The sequence below is a fragment of the Paracoccus pantotrophus genome, from assembly GCF_008824185.1.
In the GTDB taxonomy this organism is placed as follows: Bacteria; Pseudomonadota; Alphaproteobacteria; order Rhodobacterales; family Rhodobacteraceae; genus Paracoccus; species Paracoccus pantotrophus.
The window spans coordinates 1,443,177-1,461,693 of the sequence record NZ_CP044423.1 but is presented as its reverse complement, the minus strand read 5'-3'; the positions used below and the strand labels follow the sequence as shown (position 1 = coordinate 1,461,693).

At 67.8% G+C, this 18,517-nt stretch carries 14 protein-coding genes; 13 read left to right on the top strand and 1 reads right to left on the bottom strand.

The annotated features are described in order from the left end of the window. Positions 1-19 precede the first annotated feature (19 nt). From ESD82_RS07065 to ESD82_RS07000, 13 genes are all read left to right on the top strand, one after another. Positions 20-733 (top strand): SDR family NAD(P)-dependent oxidoreductase, encoded by a 714-nt coding sequence (locus ESD82_RS07065; RefSeq protein WP_024845477.1) that lies wholly within the window; start codon positions 20-22, stop codon positions 731-733. Between the two features lie 9 nt (positions 734-742). Beyond that, positions 743-2,791, top strand: a complete 2,049-nt coding sequence (locus ESD82_RS07060) for a 3-hydroxyacyl-CoA dehydrogenase NAD-binding domain-containing protein (protein ID WP_147428686.1) — start codon at positions 743-745, stop codon at positions 2,789-2,791. A 7-nt stretch (positions 2,792-2,798) separates the two neighbouring features. Further along, on the top strand, positions 2,799-4,001 hold the full coding sequence (gene pcaF / locus ESD82_RS07055; RefSeq protein WP_024845479.1) for a 3-oxoadipyl-CoA thiolase: 1,203 nt from the start codon (positions 2,799-2,801) through the stop codon (positions 3,999-4,001). 17 nt (positions 4,002-4,018) lie between these two features. Next, the gene (locus tag ESD82_RS07050; RefSeq protein WP_024845480.1) at positions 4,019-5,239 is read left to right on the top strand and encodes an acyl-CoA dehydrogenase; all 1,221 of its coding nucleotides are present in this window, start codon (positions 4,019-4,021) and stop codon (positions 5,237-5,239) included. A gap of 10 nt (positions 5,240-5,249) precedes the next feature. Next, positions 5,250-6,008, top strand: a complete 759-nt coding sequence (locus ESD82_RS07045; protein ID WP_123130335.1) for an electron transfer flavoprotein subunit beta/FixA family protein — start codon at positions 5,250-5,252, stop codon at positions 6,006-6,008. Further along, positions 6,008-6,934, top strand: coding sequence for an electron transfer flavoprotein subunit alpha/FixB family protein (locus ESD82_RS07040; protein ID WP_147428687.1), 927 nt, complete (start codon positions 6,008-6,010; stop codon positions 6,932-6,934). Before ESD82_RS07045 ends, ESD82_RS07040 begins: the two co-directional genes overlap by 1 nt. A gap of 136 nt (positions 6,935-7,070) precedes the next feature. Continuing rightward, the gene (locus ESD82_RS07035; protein WP_147428688.1) at positions 7,071-8,717 is read left to right on the top strand and encodes an electron transfer flavoprotein-ubiquinone oxidoreductase; all 1,647 of its coding nucleotides are present in this window, start codon (positions 7,071-7,073) and stop codon (positions 8,715-8,717) included. Between the two features lie 9 nt (positions 8,718-8,726). Next, positions 8,727-9,176 carry an acyl-CoA thioesterase gene (locus tag ESD82_RS07030; RefSeq protein ID WP_024845904.1) on the top strand — a complete coding sequence of 150 codons (450 nt, stop codon included), beginning with the start codon at positions 8,727-8,729 and terminating at the stop codon, positions 9,174-9,176. A gap of 530 nt (positions 9,177-9,706) precedes the next feature. Next, positions 9,707-10,273, top strand: a complete 567-nt coding sequence (locus tag ESD82_RS07020; protein WP_024845905.1) for a TetR/AcrR family transcriptional regulator — start codon at positions 9,707-9,709, stop codon at positions 10,271-10,273. A gap of 38 nt (positions 10,274-10,311) precedes the next feature. Further along, positions 10,312-11,508 (top strand): efflux RND transporter periplasmic adaptor subunit, encoded by a 1,197-nt coding sequence (locus ESD82_RS07015; protein ID WP_024845906.1) that lies wholly within the window; start codon positions 10,312-10,314, stop codon positions 11,506-11,508. A 4-nt stretch (positions 11,509-11,512) separates the two neighbouring features. Beyond that, a complete protein-coding gene (locus ESD82_RS07010) occupies positions 11,513-14,638 on the top strand; it encodes an efflux RND transporter permease subunit (RefSeq protein WP_147428689.1) in 3,126 nt (1,041 codons plus the stop codon). Positions 14,639-14,730: 92 nt separating this feature from the next. Then, the gene (locus ESD82_RS07005) at positions 14,731-16,092 is read left to right on the top strand and encodes an efflux transporter outer membrane subunit (protein ID WP_024845908.1); all 1,362 of its coding nucleotides are present in this window, start codon (positions 14,731-14,733) and stop codon (positions 16,090-16,092) included. Between the two features lie 129 nt (positions 16,093-16,221). After that, complete coding sequence (locus tag ESD82_RS07000; protein ID WP_024845909.1) at positions 16,222-17,205, top strand: LysR substrate-binding domain-containing protein; 984 nt, start codon at positions 16,222-16,224, stop codon at positions 17,203-17,205. Positions 17,206-17,250: 45 nt separating this feature from the next. Here ESD82_RS07000 and ESD82_RS06995 read toward each other — a convergent pair whose 3' ends face one another. Further along, complete coding sequence (locus tag ESD82_RS06995; RefSeq protein WP_147428690.1) at positions 17,251-18,507, bottom strand: TRAP transporter large permease; 1,257 nt, start codon at positions 18,505-18,507, stop codon at positions 17,251-17,253. Positions 18,508-18,517: the final 10 nt, after the last annotated feature.

Sequence of the window (18,517 nt, the reverse complement as noted above, 5' to 3'; positions counted from 1 at the left end):
GACAGGGGCAGGCGGCCCGATGGGTCGCGCCGTCGCCCGGCGGCTGTTGCAGGACGGGGCAGAGGCTCTGGCCCTGACCGACATCTCGGGCACACGGCTGGCGGAAACCGTGGCGCTTCTGGGCACCGAATATCCTGCCGCGCGCATTGTTTCGTTGCGTTGCGACATTACCGCCGCAGCTGAGGCCGAGGCGTTCTGCGCCCTGGCGCAGGAAGGCTTCGGCGGCGCCGATGTGCTGGTCAATACCGTGGGCGGCATCCGCTCGCCCCGGCTCTACACTCCGTTCCTGGAAATGGACGAGGCGCAGTTCCGCTCGACCTTCGAGCTGAACCTGATGGGCAATTTCCACCTGATCCGGGCCTTCGCGCCGGGGATGGTTGAGCGCAGGTTCGGCCGGATCGTCAACTTCGCGACGGTGGTGTTCGGCGGCGAGGCGGGGCAGGTGGATTACGCAGCCGCCAAGGCCGCCATCGCCTCGCTGACACGCAGCCTTGCGGCCGAACTGGCCCCCGCCGTGACCGTCAACGCCGTCGCGCCGGGGCTGACCCGCACCTCGGTCACGCAGAACATGCCCGAGGCCGAGGCGGCGCGGCTGACCGCGCTGGCCTTCAATCGCCGCATGGCCGAACCCGAGGAAATCGCCGAAGCGGTGGCCTTCTTCGCCTCGGACGCGGCCCGCTTTGTCACCGGCGAAATCATGGCCGTCTCCGGCGGCATCCACCCGCATCTCTGAAAGGCAGACATGAGCGACGCGGTTCACCTTTCCCTTGCCGACGATATCGCACTGATCACCATCGACAACCCGCCGGTGAACGTCGCCTCGCGCGCGGTGCGCGCGGGGCTGATGATGGCGCTGGACCGGGCGGAAGCCGCCGGCGTCGCGCGCGTGGTGCTGACCGGCGCGGGAAAAACCTTTGTCGCCGGGGCGGATGCGAAAGAGTTCTCGGCCCCGCCGCGGCCACCGCATCTGCCCGATATCGCAAACCGGATCGAGAGCTTCCCGGTGCCGGTCGTGGCCGCGATCAACGGCGCGGCACTGGGTGGCGGGCTGGAACTGGCGCTGGCCTGCGCCGCGCGGGTGGCGGCGCCCCGCGCGACCCTGGGCCTGCCCGAGGTGACGCTGGGCGTGGTCCCCGGCGCAGGCGGCACGCAGCGGTTGCCGCGGCTGGTCGGGCTGGAGCAGGCGCTGTCGCTGATCCCCGAGGGCCGGGTGATCGGTGCGGCCGAGGCGCTGCGGATCGGCCTCGTCGATGCCATGACCGACGATCCTGTGGCCGCGGCGCGGATATTGGCCCTGCCGGATCGTCCCGCGACCGGCGCGCGGCCCGCGCCCGCCTGCGATCCCGTCGCCATCGAGGCTGCCCGAAAGCAGGCCGCCCGGCGCAGCCCGCAGCAGATCGCCCCGCAAAGGGCCATCGACCTGATCGAAGCTGCCGTGCGCCTGTCCTTGGCCGAGGGGCTGGCGCTGGAACGCCAGAACTTTCTGGATCTGAAGACCGGCGATCAGGCCGCTGCCTTGCGCTATGTCTTCTTTGCCGAACGCGCCGCAATGGGGCAGGGCAAGGCCCAGGGGGCGGATGTCCGTTCGGCCGTGGTTGTGGGCGGCGGCACGATGGGCGCGGGCATTGCCTATGCCCTGGCCGGTATTGGCGTCACCGTCACGCTGGTTGAGACCGACGCCGCCGCTGTGGAACGCGCCCGTGCCAATATCGCGCGGTTGTTCGACGATGCGGTCAAGCGTGGCAAGGCCAGTGCGGAACGGGCCGCTTCGGACATGGAGCGGCTGTTCACCTTCCGCGCCGGTTATGACGATCTGCCCCCGGTGGACATTGCCATCGAGGCCGTGTTCGAGGATCTGTCGATCAAACGGCAGGTTTTTGCCGCGCTGGATGCGGCCCTGCCGGAAACCGCGATCCTGGCAACCAATACCTCGTATCTGGACCCTGACCGGATCACCGAGGGGCTGCGCAATCCCACGCGCTTCCTCGGCCTGCATTTCTTCAGCCCGGCGCATGTGATGAAGCTGGTCGAGGTGATCCGGGCGCGGGACACCGGGCCGGAAACCCTTGTCACCGCCCTGCGGCTCGCGGCGCGGCTGAGGAAGATTCCGGTGCTGGCCGGGGTCTGCGACGGCTTCATCGGCAACCGCATCCTGACCCGTTATCGCCAGTGCTGCGACGTGATGCTGATCGAGGGCGCGCTGCCGGCGCAGATCGACGCAGCGATGCGCGGCTTCGGCCTGGCGATGGGGCCTTACGAGGTGCAGGACCTGTCGGGGCTGGACATCGCCTATGCCAACCGCAAGCGGCTGGGCTGGAAGACCATGCCGGGCTTTCGCTACATCCCCATCGCCGACCGCATCGTCGAGGAGACCGGCCGCCTGGGCCGCAAGACCGGCGCCGGCTGGTATGACCATACGGGCGGCAAGGCCGTATCCTCGGCGCTGATCGACGGGATCGTGGTGGAGGAAAGCGCGCGGGCGGGGATTGTACGGCGTCGATTCACCGACGCGGAGATCGTGGCCCGTGCGACTGCCGCGATGGTCGAGGAGGGCTTCCGTATCCTTGGCGAACGGATTGCTGAACGCGCGGCCGACATCGACCTCGTGATGATCCACGGCTACGGCTTTCCGCGCTGGCGCGGCGGGCCGATGCATTGGGCGGGCCGCGTCGGCCTGTCTGAAATCCTGCGGCGGATCGAAGGTTATGCCGCCGAAGACCCACTGTCCTGGAGCGTTCCCGACCTGCTGGCCCGCGCCGCGGCCGAAGGCAAGACCCCCGAAGAATTGTGAGGATCCGATGACCGACGCTTTCATCTGCGATTATATCCGCACGCCGATCGGCCGCTATGGCGGGGCGCTGGCCCCGCTGCGCACCGACGATCTGGCCGCGCTGCCGCTGGCGGCGCTTCTGGCGCGCAATCCGGGCCTCGACCCGGCGGCGGTGGAGGAGGTCTGGCTGGGCTGCGCCAACCAGGCCGGCGAGGACAATCGCAACGTCGCGCGCATGGCGCTATTGCTGGCGGGCCTGCCGGAAACCGTGCCGGGGGTGACGGTGAACCGCCTCTGCGGCTCGGGGCTCGAGGCCGTCGCGGCTGCCGCCCGCGCGATCCAGTCGGGCGACATGGATCTGGCCATCGCCGGGGGCGTCGAAAGCATGACCCGCGCGCCTTTCGTGCTGCCCAAGGCGCCGGGTGCCTGGAGCCGCGCGCACGAAATCCATGACACCACCATCGGATGGCGCTTCGTCAATCCGCGGATGCAGGCGCAATACGGCACCGACTCCATGCCCGAGACTGCGCAGAACCTGGCCGACGATCACGCGATCAGCCGCGAGGATCAGGACGCCTTCGCCCTGCGCTCGCAGCAGAAAGCCGCTGCGGCGCAGGCGAGCGGCCGGCTGGCGCAGGAAATCCTGCCGGTGACCGTTGCGCTCGGGCGCGGCAAGACGGCCGAAGTGACTCAGGACGAACACCCCCGCGCCACCACGCTTGAGGATCTGACCCGCTTGAAGCCGATCACCCGGCCTGACGGGTCGGTCACTGCCGGCAACGCCAGCGGCGTGAACGATGGTGCGGCGGCGTTGATCGTGGCGTCGGAGGTGGCGGTGAAGCGCCACGGCCTGACGCCACGCGCGCGCGTCGTGGGTGGCGCCTCGGCCGGTGTCGCGCCACGCGTGATGGGCTACGGCCCGGTGCCTGCGGTGCGCAAGCTGCTGGAAAAGGCCGGGATCGGCATCGAGGCGGTGGCGCTGATCGAGCTGAACGAGGCCTTCGCAGCGCAGGCGCTGGCCGTTACCCGTAGCCTGGGCCTTGCGGACGACGACCCCCGCGTGAACCCCAATGGCGGCGCCATCGCGCTTGGCCATCCGCTGGGCATGTCGGGCGCCCGCATCGCCGGTTCCGCCGCCTTCGATCTGTCGCAGGGCACCGGCCGCCACGCCCTTGTCACGATGTGCATCGGCGTCGGCCAGGGCTCGGCACTGCTTCTCGAACGTGTTTGATTCCCGGAGGATTTCTGATGACCGATAGACCGAAACCCAGCCCGAAGGACGTCCCTGAACTGTCGCGTTTCGACTGGGAGGACGCCCTCCGGCTGGATGGGCAGCTGACGGAGGACGAGCGGGCGATCCGCGATGCCGCCCGGGTCTATGCGCAGGAAAAGCTGCAGCCGCGTGTGATCGAAGCTTTCGCGAAAGAGGAAACCGACCCCGAAATCTTCCGTGAAATGGGCGCGATGGGCCTGTTGGGCGTCACCATCCCCGAGGAATATGGCGGCATCGGCGCGAACTACGTCAGCTACGGCCTGATCGCGCGCGAGGTTGAGCGGGTCGATAGCGGCTATCGCAGCATGATGTCGGTGCAGGCCTCTCTGGTGATGTATCCGATCTATGCCTACGGATCCGAGGAACAGCGCCGCAAATATCTTCCCAAACTGGCTTCGGGCGAGTTCATCGGCTGCTTCGGCTTGACGGAGCCCGATGCGGGATCCGACCCCGCCGGGATGAAGACCACGGCGAAGAAGACCGCGGCTGGCTATGTTCTCAACGGCACGAAGATGTGGATCTCGAACAGCCCCATCGCCGATGTCTTCGTGGTCTGGGCTAGGTCCGAGGCGCATGGCGGCAAGATCCGCGGCTTTGTGCTGGACAAGGGAACCAGGGGCCTGTCGGCGCCCAAGATCGGCGGCAAGCTAAGCCTGCGCGCCTCGATCACCGGCGAGATCGTGATGGACGGTGTGGAGGTGGGCGAGGACGCGCTTCTGCCACATGTCGAGGGGCTGAAGGGTCCGTTCGGCTGCCTTAACCGCGCCCGCTACGGCATTTCCTGGGGGGTGCTGGGCGCAGCCGAGTTCTGTTTCCATGCCGCGCGACAATATGGCCTCGACCGCAAGCAGTTCGGCAAGCCCTTGGCGAACACGCAGATCTACCAACTCAAGCTGGCAAATATGCTGACCGAGATCAGCCTGGGCCTTCAGGCTTCCTTGCAGGTGGGGCGCCTGCTCGACGTTGCGAATGCCGCGCCCGAGATGATCTCCGTCGTCAAGCGCAACAACTGCGGCAAGGCGCTGGAGATCGCGCGGGTTGCCCGCGACATGCATGGCGGCAATGGGATTTCCGAGGAATTCCAGGTGATCCGGCACATGGTCAATCTGGAAACCGTCAACACCTACGAAGGCACCCATGACGTGCATGCCCTGATCCTGGGCCGCGCGATCACCGGGCTGCAGGCGTTCTATTGAGGAGCATCCGATGAAGATCCTCGTGCCAGTGAAGCGGGTGATCGACTACAACGTGAAGGCGCGGGTTCGCGCGGATGGCACGGGTGTCGATCTGGCGAATGTGAAGATGTCGATGAACCCGTTCGACGAGATCGCGGTGGAGGAGGCGATCCGTCTGAAGGAGGCCGGCCAGGCCGAGGAGATCATCGCCGTCAGCATCGGCGTGAAGCAGGCGGCCGAGACGCTGCGCACCGCGCTGGCGATGGGCGCCGACCGGGCCATTCTCGTCACCGCCGCCGATGACGTGCATCAGGACATCGAGCCCTTGGCGGTGGCGAAGATCCTGGCCAAGGTCGCCGAAGCCGAGGGCACCGAGCTGGTCATCGCCGGCAAGCAGGCCATCGACAACGACATGAACGCCACCGGCCAGATGCTGGCGGCGATCCTGGGCTGGGCGCAGGCCACCTTCGCCAGCAAGGTCGAGATCGAAGGGGCCAAGGCCAAGGTGACGCGCGAGGTCGACGGCGGCCTCCAGACCATCGCGGTGGCGCTGCCGGCGGTGGTCACCGCCGACCTGCGGCTGAACGAGCCGCGCTATGCGAGCCTGCCGAACATCATGAAGGCCAAGAAGAAGCCCTTGGAGGAAAAGACCGCCGGTGATTACGGCGTCGACGTCGCGCCGCGTCTCGAGGTGGTCTCGGTGCGCGAGCCCGAGGGCCGCAAGGCCGGCATCAAGGTCGGCTCGGTGGACGAGCTGCTGGGCAAGCTGAAAGAAGCGGGGGTGATCTGATGGCTGTTCTGCTGCTTGGGGAAGTGACGAACGGGGTGCTGAACCGCGATGCGACGGCGAAGGCGGTGCAGGCGGTCAAGGCGCTTGGCGAGGTGACGGTGCTCTGCGCCGGTGCCTCGGCGAAAGCGGCCGCCGAGGAGGCCGCGACGATCGCCGGCGTCGCCAGGGTGCTGGTGGCGGAAGCGCCGCTCTACGGCCACCGCCTGGCCGAGCCGACCGCGGCGCTGATCCTGGGCCTGGCCGGCGATTACGACCACATCGCCGCGCCGGCGACCACGGACGCCAAGAACGTCATGCCGCGGGTTGCGGCGCTTCTCGACGTGATGGTGCTGTCGGACGTCTCGGCCATCCTCGACGCGAACACGTTCGAGCGGCCGATCTATGCCGGCAACGCCATCCAGGTGGTGCGCTCGAAGGACGCGAAGAAGGTCTTCACCATCCGCACCGCCAGCTTCGACGCGGCGGGGATCGGCGGCAACGCCCCGGTCACCGAGGCCGCGCTGGCCGCCGATCCCGGCCTGTCCTCCTGGGTGGCCGACGAGGTGGCCGAGAGCGACCGTCCCGAGCTGACCTCGGCGAAACGCGTGGTCTCGGGCGGCCGCGGCCTCGGCTCGAAGGAGAGCTTCGCGATCATCGAAGAGCTGGCCGACAAGCTCGGCGCCGCGGTGGGCGCCTCCCGCGCGGCGGTGGACAGCGGCTATGCCCCGAACGACTGGCAGGTCGGCCAGACCGGCAAGGTGGTCGCCCCCGAGCTCTATGTCGCGGTGGGCATCTCGGGCGCGATCCAGCACCTGGCGGGGATGAAGGACAGCAAGGTGATCGTGGCGATCAACAAGGACGAGGAGGCGCCGATCTTCCAGATCGCCGATTACGGCCTGGTGGGCGACCTGTTCTCCGTGGTGCCCGAACTCACCGGCAAGCTCTGAGCGCTTTCACCGTTTCCGCAAATACCCCGGGGGGAGCGACCCCGCGGCCCCATCGAGGGGCCACGGGGCCGCGGGGGGCAGAGCCCCCGGACCCTGCGCACCGCAACCACCATCAGCCAGCCAAGGGGGCCGAGCCATGTCCGAAATTGAACGCGAGTCGATGGATTACGACGTGGTGATCGTCGGCGGCGGCCCGAGCGGGCTGTCGGCGGCGATCCGGCTCAAGCAGCTGAACCCCGCGCTTTCCGTGGTGCTGCTGGAGAAGGGCTCGGAGATCGGCGCGCATATCCTCTCGGGCGCGGTGCTCGACACTTCGGGCCTCGACCGGCTGATCCCGGACTGGAAGGACCGGGGTGCCCCGGTCAGCACCGAGGTGAAGGAGGACAACTTCTACATCCTCGGCCCGCATGGCCAGGTCCGGGTGCCGAACTGGCCGATGCCGCCGCTGATGTCGAACCACGGCAAATACATCGTCTCGATGGGCAATGTCTGCCGCTGGCTCGCCGCTGAGGCCGAGGCGCTGGAGGTCGAGATCTTCCCCGGCATGGCCTGCTCGCAACTGGTCTATGAGGGCGAGCGCGTCGTCGGCGTCGTCGCCGGCGAGATGGGCCTCAACGCCGACGGCACCCCCGGCCCGGCCTACGAGCCCGGCATGGAACTGCGCGGCAAATACGTGCTGATCTGCGAAGGCGTGCGCGGCAGCCTCGCCAAGGAACTCATCGCGAAATACGACCTCTCGGCCGGCCACGAGCCGCAGAAATTCGGCCTCGGGATGAAGGAGATCTGGGAGATCGAGCCCTCCAAGGCCAAGCCCGGCACGGTGACGCATACGATGGGCTGGCCCTTGGGCAAGAATGCCGGCGGCGGCAGCTTCATCTATCACCTTGAGGGCAACCAGGTGCTGGTCGGCTTCGTCGTGCACCTGAACTATGCCAACCCGTATCTCTATCCCTACATGGAGTTCCAGCGCTTCAAGCATCACCCGCTGGTCGCGGAGCTGCTCGAAGGCGGCAAGCGCGTCGCCTATGGCGCCCGCGCCATCTCCGAGGGCGGCTGGCAATCGATCCCGAAGCTGACCGTGCCGGGGGCGGCGCTCTTGGGCTGCTCGGCCGGGCTGGTGAACGTGCCGCGCATCAAGGGCAACCACAACGCCATGCTCTCGGGCATCGCCGCGGCCGAGGCAGCAGCCGCCGCCATCGCCGCCGGCCGCGCGGGCGACGAGCTGACCGATTACGAGGCCGACCTGCGTTCCGGCCCCATCGCCCGCGACCTGAAGCCGGTCCGCAACGTCAAGCCGCTCTGGTCGAAGCTGGGGCTCTGGGCCAGCCTGGCGCTGGGCGGCTTCGACATGTGGGTGGCGAACCTGACCGGCTGGAACCCGCTGGGCACCTGGAAGCACGGCAAGACCGATGCCGAGGCCACTGGCAAGGCGGCGGATTTCCAGCCGATCGACTATCCGAAGCCGGACGGCAAGCTGAGCTTCGACCGGCTGACCAATGTGGCGTTCTCCTTCACCAACCACGAGGAAAGCCAGCCCTGCCACCTGAAGCTGAAGGACGCCTCGATCCCGATTTCGGTGAACCTGCCGCTTTATGCCGAGCCGGCGACGCGCTACTGCCCGGCCGGGGTCTATGAGGTGCTGGAGGGCGAGGGCGGCCCGCGCTTCCAGATCAACTTCCAGAACTGCGTGCATTGCAAGACCTGCGACATCAAGGATCCCTCCCAGAACATCAACTGGACAACCCCACAGGGCGGAGACGGGCCGAACTACCCGAATATGTAGGACAAAAGCATGGCAGCGAATTTCATCTGGTCCCGCCGCGTTGGTTTCGGCGACTGCGACCCTGCGCGCATTGCCTATACCGGCAAGATCGCCGACTTCGCGCTCGAAGCGCTGGAGGCATTCTGGGACGATCTCCTGGATGGCGAAAGCTGGTACGAAATGAATGTCGATCACGGCTACGGGATGCCTTTCGTCAAGATGGATTACGCCTTTTCGCGCCCAATCACGCCGCGCGCGCCCTTGCTGTGCCATGTCGCGCCGACGCGGATCGGGACCACATCCGTCGCTATGCATGTGCGGGGCATCCAGCAGGAACTCCCGTGTTTCGAGGCCAGTTTCATTTCGGTCTTCGTGGCCCTGGAGAAACTGGTCAAGATTGAGATCCCTGTGCATATCCGTGCTGCCCTGAACCGGCGCTATCCCGAACTGGAGAGAATGAGCCCATGTCACAGGACATGACCCCCCTGATCCGGGGCCGCGGTTCAGCCCCGGATCTTGCCGGTTTCAGAACGCCAGTCTGCAGGCCCTGCGGATGGCGATCTGGACCGGCGATGGCGGCAAGGCCGAGGCGAACTCGGTCCTTGGCAGCCAGAGAGGGTTGAGCCGGGACGCGGGGTTTTGTCCTCCGGTGCGGTTGCGCGGCATGAACCAGGAACGGATGGCATAAACAGACCGTGCCCGCCGCGGCTGTCGCAAGCGGCTCGGGTGAGTCTCGGCCAAGGCACAGACATGTGCCGACAGGGGCCGCGGCGTCGCGTCTGGCGCACCATGAGGCTGCAACGCGCGGGCGATGGCGGCGTGCGCGCCCTTCCTGATCCGGGGGCGCCTGGGGTTCTGCCATGACAAGCCTTGCACAGCGGGCAGGCAGGTCGGACGACTTGGAGCTGATCCGGTAAGGCTCCCGGCCATGGTGTTTCTGCCGGGAAGCGGTTGACAGAAGATGGCCTGAATTATAAACGAACGACCGTATTGAAATTCTGGTGGCGAATATGGGACGCAAGCGCACGATCGACCGCGACGAGTTGATGGGCGCCATCGAACGGGTGGCGCGGCGTTCGGGCATTACCGGGCTCAGCATCGACGCCGTGGCCAAGGAGGCCGGGATCAGCAAGTCCAGCGTGGTCTATGATTGCGAAAGCAAGGCCGGGCTGCTGGCTGCCTTCATCCGCCACAAGATGGCCCAGCATCAGGCGCGCTTCGTCGAGATCCGCGCCCGGCGCGAGGGCGAGCCGAACGCCCGGCTGCGCGCGCTGATCGACGAATACCGCCGCGTGCCGACCGACGAGGAGCTGGACATGGCGCTGCTCATCAGCGCCAGCATGGGCGAACATGCCGAATGCCGCGAGATCATGCGCGAAAAGCTGGCCGGCGATGCCGAGACGGTGGCGGCCCAGGCGGCCGACCGGCGGCGGATGCTGATGGCGCTGCTGACGCTGCACGGCATGGCCTTCCTGGAATATTTCGGCTTCCACCGCTTCGACCAGGAGACCCGCGATGAGATCCTTGATGAATTGATGGCGGTCGCGGAAAGCGACCCCGGCGCAGCCGGAGACTGACCCCTCCCCGAACCATTCAGCCTTCCCAGGAAAGAACCATGACCATGAGACTGTCCCCCGGCCTCTGCGCCGGGCTTGTGCTTTGCTGCCTGACGGCGGCCGCCCCGGCGGCCGCGCAGCAATTGCCGCCGCCCCAGGTCAGCGTGCAGCTGATGACGCCCGAGGCGCTGCCGGTGGTGAACGAACTGCCCGGCCGCGTGGCTGCAACCCGCACCGCCGAGGTGCGGCCCCGCGTCGGCGGCATCGTCGTCGAGCGCGTCTTTGAGCAGGGCGGCAAGGTCGAAGCCGGCGACGTGCTCTATCGCATCGACCCCGCCCCCTATGATGTGCGCGTCGCCAGCGCCGAGGGCGCGCTGGCCCGGGCCGAGGCCACGGCGCTGAACGCCGCCGACCAGGAAAAGCGCGCCCGTGCCCTGCGCGAGCGCAAGGTGACGGCGGGGGTCGATCTGGACAATGCCGCCACCGCGCTGGCCCAGGCCCAGGCGGATGTCGCCATCGCCCGCGCCGCGCTGCAGGAGGCGCAGCTGAACCGTTCCTATACCGAGGTCACGGCGCCCATCGCCGGCGTGGTCGGCCGCGCCCTTGTGACCGAGGGCGCGCTGGTCAATGCCCAGACCGACATCATGGCGACCATCCAGCAGCTCGACCCGGTCTATGTGGATTTCACCCAGTCCTCCTCGGAACTGTTCGGGCTGCGCCGGGCGCTGGCGGCGGGACAACTGGCCATGATCTCGGCCGACGAGGCGGCGGTGCGGCTGATCTTCGACGACGGCAGCGAATATGCCCATCCCGGCAAGCTGCTGTTTTCCGAGGCGAGCGTCGACAGCTCGACCGGGCAGATCACCCTGCGCGCCGAGTTCCCGAACCCCGAGGGCGAGTTGCTGCCCGGCCTCTATGTCCGGGTGCGGATCGAGCAGGCCATGCGCGACAACGCCCTGACCGTGCCGCAGATGGCGGTGCAGCGCGACCAGTCGGGCCAGGCCTATGTCTATGCGCTGAAGGATGACGAGACGGTCGAGCGCCGCGACGTGACCCTGGGCCAGACCGCCGGCAACCGCTGGCTGGTGGAAAGCGGGCTGGAGCCGGGCGACCGGGTCGTGGTGGCGGGGGCGCAGAAGCTTTACCCCGATGCCAAGGTGGTGCCGCAGCCCGTGGACGCGGCCGCCCAGCCGGCGGTGCCGGCCGGCGCAGCCGCGGCGGCCGAAGCGCCCGCATCGGCCCCGATACAGGAGTAGGGCGATGGCACGGTTCTTCATTCACCGGCCGGTGCTGGCCTGGGTGATCTCGATCTTCATCGTCATTGCCGGGGTGCTGGCGCTGCCGATGATGCCCATCGCGCAATATCCGCAGGTGGCCTGGCCGCAGATCACCATCTCGACCGCCTATACCGGCGCTGCACCGGGCGAGATCAACCGCGCCGTTGCCCAGCCCATCGAGGACGAACTGAACGGCGTCGAGGGCCTGGCCTATTACGAATCGGTCTCGGATTCCTCGGGGGCCATGTCGATCACCGCCACCTTCGAGCCGGGCACCGACATTGCCCGCGCCCAGGTCGACGTGCAGAACGCCGTGGCCCGCGTCGAGCCGCTTTTGCCGCAAAGCGTGGTCGATCAGGGCGTGCTGATCGAAGAGGCGGGCACCGGCTTCCTGATGATGGTGGCGCTGACCTCGGATGACGGCACGATGGACGACATCGCGCTGGGCGATTACCTGAACCGCAACGTGGTGGGCGAGATCCGCCGCATCGAGGGCGTGGGCCGGGCGCAGGTCTTTGCCCCGGAACGGGCGCTGCGCATCTGGGTCGATCCGGCCAAGATGACCGGGCTGAACCTCAGCTCGGCCGAGATCGTCGCGGCGGTGCGGGCGCAGAACGCGCAGGTGGCGGCCGGCAAGGTCGGCGCCGACCCCAATCCCATCGGCCAGCAGCTGACCGCGACCGTGCTGATCAAGGGGCAGCTGGACGACGTGGACGAGTTCGGCAAGATCGTGCTGCGCGCCAATCCCGACGGCTCGACCGTGCTCTTGCGCGACGTGGCCCGGCTGGAGGTGGGCGCGGAAACCTACAGCTTCGCCTCGCGCATCGACGGCAAGCCGGCGGCGGCGCTGGGGATCCAGCTTTCGGCCACCGGCAACGCGCTGAACACCTCGGAAGCGGTGCACCAGAAGATGGAGGAGCTGTCGCGGTTCTTCCCCGACGGCGTCAGCTATACCATCCCCTATGACACCACCCCCTTCGTCGAGGCATCCATCGAGAAGGTGCTGCACACGCTGGTCGAGGCGGTGGCGCTGGTCTTCGTGGTGATGTTCCTGTTCCTGCAGAATTTCCGCTATACCATCATCCCGACCATCGTCGTGCCCATTGCGCTGATGGGGACGGTGGCGGTCATGCTGGCGGCGGGATTCTCGATCAACGTGCTGACCATGTTCGCCATGGTGCTGGCCATCGGCATCCTGGTCGATGACGCCATCGTGGTGATCGAGAACGTCGAGCGCATCATGGCGACCGAAGGGCTGCCGCCGCGCGAGGCGACGGAAAAGGCCATGGGCCAGATCTCGGGCGCCATCATCGGCATCACGCTGGTCCTGGCGGCGGTCTTCGTGCCGATGGCGTTCTTTCCCGGCTCGTCGGGCATCATCTATCGGCAATTCGCGCTGACCATGGTGGTGTCGATCCTGTTCTCGGCCTTCCTGGCGCTGACGCTGACCCCGGCGCTTTGCGCGAGTTTCCTGAAGCCGATCAGCGGCCATCACGAAAGGAAGGGCTTCTTCGGCTGGTTCAACCGCAATTTCGACCGGCTGACCGAGCGTTATACCCGCGCGGTCGGGCTGGTCACGCGGCGGCGGCTGGTGATGATGGGGTTCTATCTGGTGCTGGTCGCGGCCACGGCCATGGGCTTCCTGCGCCTGCCGACCAGTTTCCTGCCGAACGAGGATCAGGGCTTCATCATCGCCGACATCCAGACGCCCGCCACGGCCAGTTCCAACCGCACCGACGAGGTGCTGGCCACCGCGACGCAGATGTTCCAGGGCAACGAGGCGGTCGAGAATACCGTCGCGATCCGCGGCTTCAGCTTTTCGGGGCAGGGGCCCAATGCCGGGCTGATGTTCGTCACCTTCAAGGACTGGGCCGAGCGCGAGCAATCGGCGCAGGATATCGCCAATGCCGCGAACATGCAGATGTTCGGCTACCAGGACGCGCAGGCCTTCGCGCTGTCGCCGCCGCCGATCCCCGGCTTCGGCGCCACCGGCGGCTTCAGCTTCCGCCTGCAGGACCGCGGCGGGCAGGGGCAGGAGGCGCTGCTGGCCGCCGCCCAGCAGATCATCGCCAAGGCGCAGGAAAACGGCATCGCCACCGGGCTGCGCATCGAGGGGTTGCCCTCGGCCGCGCAGGTCTTCGTCACCATCGACCGCGAAAAGGCCAATGCCTTCGGCGTGACCTTCGCCGACATCTCGGCGACGATCTCGCAATACCTGGGTTCGGCCTATATCAACGACTTCCCCAATGCCGGGAAGATGCAGCGCGTGGTCATGCAGGCCGAGGACGACTCGCGCATGCAGGCCGAAGACATCCTGAAGCTGACCGTGCGCAATGCGGGTGGCGGCATGGTGCCGTTTTCCTCCTTTGCCAGCGTGACATGGGAGCAGGGGCCATCGCAGGTCGTGGGCTATAACGGCTATCCCGCGATCCGCATCGCCGGCGCGGCCGGGCTAGGCTACAGTTCCGGTGCCGCCATGGCCGAGATGGAGCGGCTGGCGGCGGAACTGCCGCAGGGCTTCGGCTATGAATGGACCGGGCAGTCGCTGGAGGAGATCCAGGCCGGGTCGCAGGCGACGCTGCTTTACGCGATGAGCATCCTCTTCGTCTTCCTGCTGCTTTCGGGGCTTTACGAAAGCTGGTCGATCCCGCTGTCCGTGATGCTGGTGGTGCCGCTGGGCGTGCTGGGCTGCGTCGTCGCGGTCATGCTGCGCGACATGCCCAACGACATCTATTTCAAGGTCGGCCTGATCGCGATCATCGGGCTATCGGCCAAGAACGCCATCCTGATCGTGGAATTTGCCAAGGATCTGCGCCAGCAGGGGCAAAGCCTGATCGACGCGGCGGTGACGGCGGCCAAGCTGCGCTTCCGGCCGATCCTGATGACCTCGCTTGCCTTCACGCTGGGCGTGGTGCCCTTGGCCATCGCCACCGGCCCCTCGGCGGCCAGCCAGAACGCCATCGGCACCGGGGTCATCGGCGGCATGGTTGCGGCCACGGTGCTGGCGGTGTTCTTCGTGCCGGTGTTCTTCGTCTTCGTGCTGGGCCTGTTCAGCCGGGCGACCGGCGGCCGCAAGCCCGCGCCGATCCGCGGCGATACGGCCGCTTGAGTCGCGTCGCAGCCCATGGCAGGGGCGGTGGATAACCGTCCCTGCCGTTCCTTTCGCGCCCGGAATCCGGGCCACCCAACAGAGAGTTTCGGATGACCCAGACCTTGCCTTTCTCCCGCCGCGGCCTCTTGGGCGGGCTCGTCTCCAGCCTTGCGCTGGCCGCCTGCAACCCGGTCCGCTATGCCGCGCCCCGTGCCGAACTGGCGGCCGAGTTCGCCGCCAATTCCCCGGCCCGTCGTGCCGCGGCGAATGCCTGGTGGGCGGCCTTCCGCGACAAGCGGCTGGACGCGCTGATCGCCGCCGGGCTCAAGCGCAACCTGGACGTGCAGACCGCCGTCGCCACCATCCGCGAGGCCCAGGCCAATGCCCGGCTGGTCGGGGCCAGCGACCTGCCGCAGGTCGATGCGCAGGGCTCGGCCGCGCGCAGCCGCGATGAGCGCGGCGTCTTCGAAAGCGACTCGGCCACGCTGGGCGTGTCCTGGCTGGTCGACCTGTTCGGCTCGACCCGCGCGGCGCGGCAGGGCGCCTCGGCCCGGCTGGACGCGGCCTATCTTTCGGCCGAGGTGGCGCGGCTGACCGTGGCCAGCGCCATCGCCTCGGCTTATGTCGATGCGCGCTATTACCAGGAGGCGCTGGCGCTGACCCGGCAAAGCCTGGAAAGCCGGCGCCGCACGCTGGAGATGACCCGCACCCAGGACGCCTTCGGCAGCGTCTCGCGGCTGGAGGTGTTGCAGGCCGAGCAATTGGTGGCGCAGGCCGAGGCGGCGCTGCCCGGCCTGGAGGTCGGTTTCGACCAGTCGGTGAACCGGCTGGCCACGCTGACGGCCGGGCGCAGCGCCGATCTGGCGGCCGAGCTGCGCCGGGGCGGCGGCCAGCCGCGCGCCCGCTACAGCGCCAGCGTCGGCGTGCCGGCCGATGTGGTGCGCGTGCGCCCCGACGTGCGCATGGCCGAGCGCAACCTGGCCGCCGCCGCCGCCGATGTCGGCGAGGCACGGGCGGCCTTCTATCCGCGGCTGACGCTGTCGGGTTCGATCACGCCGACCAATGGCAAAAGCTGGAGCTTCGGGCCGCAGATCTCGCTGCCGCTGTTCTCGGGCGGGGCGAACCAGGCCCGGCTTTCGGCCGCCGAGGCACGGGCCGAGCAGGCGCGGCTGGCCTGGCAGGCCGCGGTGCTGGGCGCGGTCGAGGAGGTCGAGAACGCCCTGGCCGGCTATAACCGCGACGCGCGCGCCGTCGCCGCGCAATCGCGGCTGGTCGAGAACGCGCGCGAGACGGTGAACCTGACCCGCAGCTCCTATGAGCTGGGCGAGGCGGATTTCTTCCCGGTGCTGGATGCCGAGCGCAGCCTGCTGTCGGCCCGCCAGGAACTGGCCGCCGCCATCCGCCAGCAGGCGCTGAATTTCGTGGCGCTGAGCGCGGCCGCGGCCGGCGGGGTCGGCCTGCCGGCGGCCTGAGGCCATGCGTCCCGTTGGCCAGGCCAGGATCGGTCGCGGCGCCCGCGGCAAGCGGGTGCCGATGCCGTTCTGCCGCGGCGGACGGAAGCTTGCTTACGCAGTTGCTTAAGATGCCCTAACATTCAGGGCATGGTGCGCGAACTCAACCTGTCCTCGATGGTCCATTTCGAAGCGGTCGCCCGGCTGGGCGGGGTCATGCGCGCGGCCGAGGAGTTGCAGATATCGGCCTCGGCGGTCAGCCAGCAGATCAAGCTGCTGGAGCAGAACCTGGGCGTGAAGCTGTTTCACCGCGAAAGGCGCCATCTGCGGCTGACCATCGACGGCGAGCGCCTGTTCCAGACCGCCACGCAGGCCTTCCAGTCCATCCGCGAGGTGCGGGCCGCCATCGTCCGGCAGCGGGAAACCCACAATCTTTCGATCCGGGTCAGCCCGTCCTTCGGCGTGCGCTGGCTGGCGCCCCGGCTTGCCGATTTCTGCAAGCGGCACCCGGAATGGGATGTCCGCGTCGATGCGACGCCCAATTTCACCGAATTCGACACCGAGGTCGTCGATATGGACCTGCGCTATGGCGAGGGCGACTGGGAAGGGCTGCATACCGCCTGCATCGTGCATGATTTCGTCTTTCCCATGTGCGCGCCCGCCTATCTGGAGGAATTGCGCCAACGCTCGGACGACCCGCGCGAACAATTGCGCCATGCAAGGCTGATCGACAGCGTCAAGGCCTATTACCGCTGGGATTACTGGCTGCCGCGCCACGGCGTGCAGGGCGCCTCGATGTCCTATCCCTGCCGCTTCGACCGCTCCAGCATGTCGGTGCAGATGGCCATGGACGGCGGCGGGGTGATCCTCGACAGCATGACCCTGGCCTTCGAGGAATTGCGGCGCGGCGATCTGGTGCCCTTCTCGACCGCGTTCGAGGTGATCGAGTTTCCGGGATACTGGATCGTCTGCCCGCATCGCCATGTGGGGCGCCGGGCGGTGCGGCTGTTCTCGGACTGGGTCAAGGACAGGGGCCGCCAGCATATGCGCGAGGCGCGGGCCTGGCTGGAGGAACGCGGGCACCGGACCCGCTTCGAGCGCCGGGCGGCCTTCGTCACGTCCGAGGAGCGATGAGGGAATGCCGGGCGATGACGCCCGGCATTCCCGGTTTCCGGCCGCTCAGTAGATCGTCAGGGCCGGGATGAAGGTAAAGGCCAGCAGCAGTATCAGGGCCACCAGATAGAAGGGCAGCAGCGCCCTGGTGGTCTGGCCGATCCCCGTCCGCGCAATGGCCATCGAGATGAACAGCGTCGTCCCGACCGGCGGCGTGTAAAGCCCTATCGACAGGTTGATCACCATCATCAGCCCCAGCTGCACCGGATCGAGCCCGATCGTGTTGCCGATGGTCACGAACAGCGGCGCCAGCAGCAGCACCGCGGCGGGCAGGTCCAGGAACATGCCGACGACCAGCATCACCAGGTTCAGCGCGATCAGCACCATCCAGGGCTGCGTCAGTTGGGCCGAGACGAAGCCGGCCAGGTTCTGCGGCACCTGCTCGGCGGTCAGGATCCACTGGATCGTGCCCGAGGCCATGATGATCAGCATCACTGCGCCGGTCATCATGCCGGTATCGACCAGGGCATTCCAGATCAGCCGGGGCGTCACGTCGCGATAGAAGAAGATGCCGATCAGCAGCGCATAGGCGACGGCCATGACGCTGACCTCGGTGGGCGTGGCGATGCCGAAGCGCAGGGTGCCGATGATGAAGATCGGCATCAGAAGCGCCGGCAGGGCGAAGACGATCTGGCTTCTGAAGGCGCGGAGCCCGCCGGGCAGCGGCGCGGCGGGCAGGCCCCGACGCTTGGCGATATACCAGACCATGCCCATCATCCCGCAAGCCAGCAGCAGGCCCGGCAGGATGCCGGCGACGAACAGGTCCACGATCGAGACATTCGCCACCAGCCCGTAGAGGATCAGCGGGATCGAGGGCGGGATCAGCACCGAGATGGTCGAGGACGAGGCGTTGATGGCCGCCGCGAAAGGCGCGGGATAGCCGTCGCGCACCTGCACCGGGATCAGCGCATTGCCCATGGCCGAGGCATCGGCCACCGCCGAGCCCGAGACGCCGCCGAACATCACCGAGCCGAGGATGCTGACCTGCCCCAGCCCGCCGCGATAGCGCCCGACGATCAGCCGCGCGATATTGACCAGGTATTCGCCGAACTTGCCGTGCATCATCAGCGAGCCGGCAAGGATGAAATAGGGGATCGCCAGCATGGGAAACGCCTGCGTCGGCGCGTAAAGGCGCTGCGCGATCACCGCCAGCGGCTTGCCGTCCGCCAGCAGTGCCAGCGCGGTGCCGCCCAGCATGGCATGGGCCACCGGCACGGACAGCGCCATCAGGCCGAAGAATGCGATCACGAGAATCGGGGTCATTCCGGGCCCT

What these genes read in the sequence shown, in the direction of transcription:
- ESD82_RS07065 (WP_024845477.1), top strand. Translation starts at nt 20, where the DNA reads ATGGGTCGCGCCGTCGCCCGGCGGCTGTTGCAGGACGGGGCAGAGGCT.
- ESD82_RS07060 (WP_147428686.1), top strand. Translation starts at nt 743, where the DNA reads ATGAGCGACGCGGTTCACCTTTCCCTTGCCGACGATATCGCACTGATC.
- pcaF (WP_024845479.1), top strand. Translation starts at nt 2,799, where the DNA reads ATGACCGACGCTTTCATCTGCGATTATATCCGCACGCCGATCGGCCGC.
- ESD82_RS07050 (WP_024845480.1), top strand. Translation starts at nt 4,019, where the DNA reads ATGACCGATAGACCGAAACCCAGCCCGAAGGACGTCCCTGAACTGTCG.
- ESD82_RS07045 (WP_123130335.1), top strand. Translation starts at nt 5,250, where the DNA reads ATGAAGATCCTCGTGCCAGTGAAGCGGGTGATCGACTACAACGTGAAG.
- ESD82_RS07040 (WP_147428687.1), top strand. Translation starts at nt 6,008, where the DNA reads ATGGCTGTTCTGCTGCTTGGGGAAGTGACGAACGGGGTGCTGAACCGC.
- ESD82_RS07035 (WP_147428688.1), top strand. Translation starts at nt 7,071, where the DNA reads ATGTCCGAAATTGAACGCGAGTCGATGGATTACGACGTGGTGATCGTC.
- ESD82_RS07030 (WP_024845904.1), top strand. Translation starts at nt 8,727, where the DNA reads ATGGCAGCGAATTTCATCTGGTCCCGCCGCGTTGGTTTCGGCGACTGC.
- ESD82_RS07020 (WP_024845905.1), top strand. Translation starts at nt 9,707, where the DNA reads ATGGGACGCAAGCGCACGATCGACCGCGACGAGTTGATGGGCGCCATC.
- ESD82_RS07015 (WP_024845906.1), top strand. Translation starts at nt 10,312, where the DNA reads ATGACCATGAGACTGTCCCCCGGCCTCTGCGCCGGGCTTGTGCTTTGC.
- ESD82_RS07010 (WP_147428689.1), top strand. Translation starts at nt 11,513, where the DNA reads ATGGCACGGTTCTTCATTCACCGGCCGGTGCTGGCCTGGGTGATCTCG.
- ESD82_RS07005 (WP_024845908.1), top strand. Translation starts at nt 14,731, where the DNA reads ATGACCCAGACCTTGCCTTTCTCCCGCCGCGGCCTCTTGGGCGGGCTC.
- ESD82_RS07000 (WP_024845909.1), top strand. Translation starts at nt 16,222, where the DNA reads ATGGTGCGCGAACTCAACCTGTCCTCGATGGTCCATTTCGAAGCGGTC.
- ESD82_RS06995 (WP_147428690.1), bottom strand. Translation starts at nt 18,507, where the DNA reads ATGACCCCGATTCTCGTGATCGCATTCTTCGGCCTGATGGCGCTGTCC.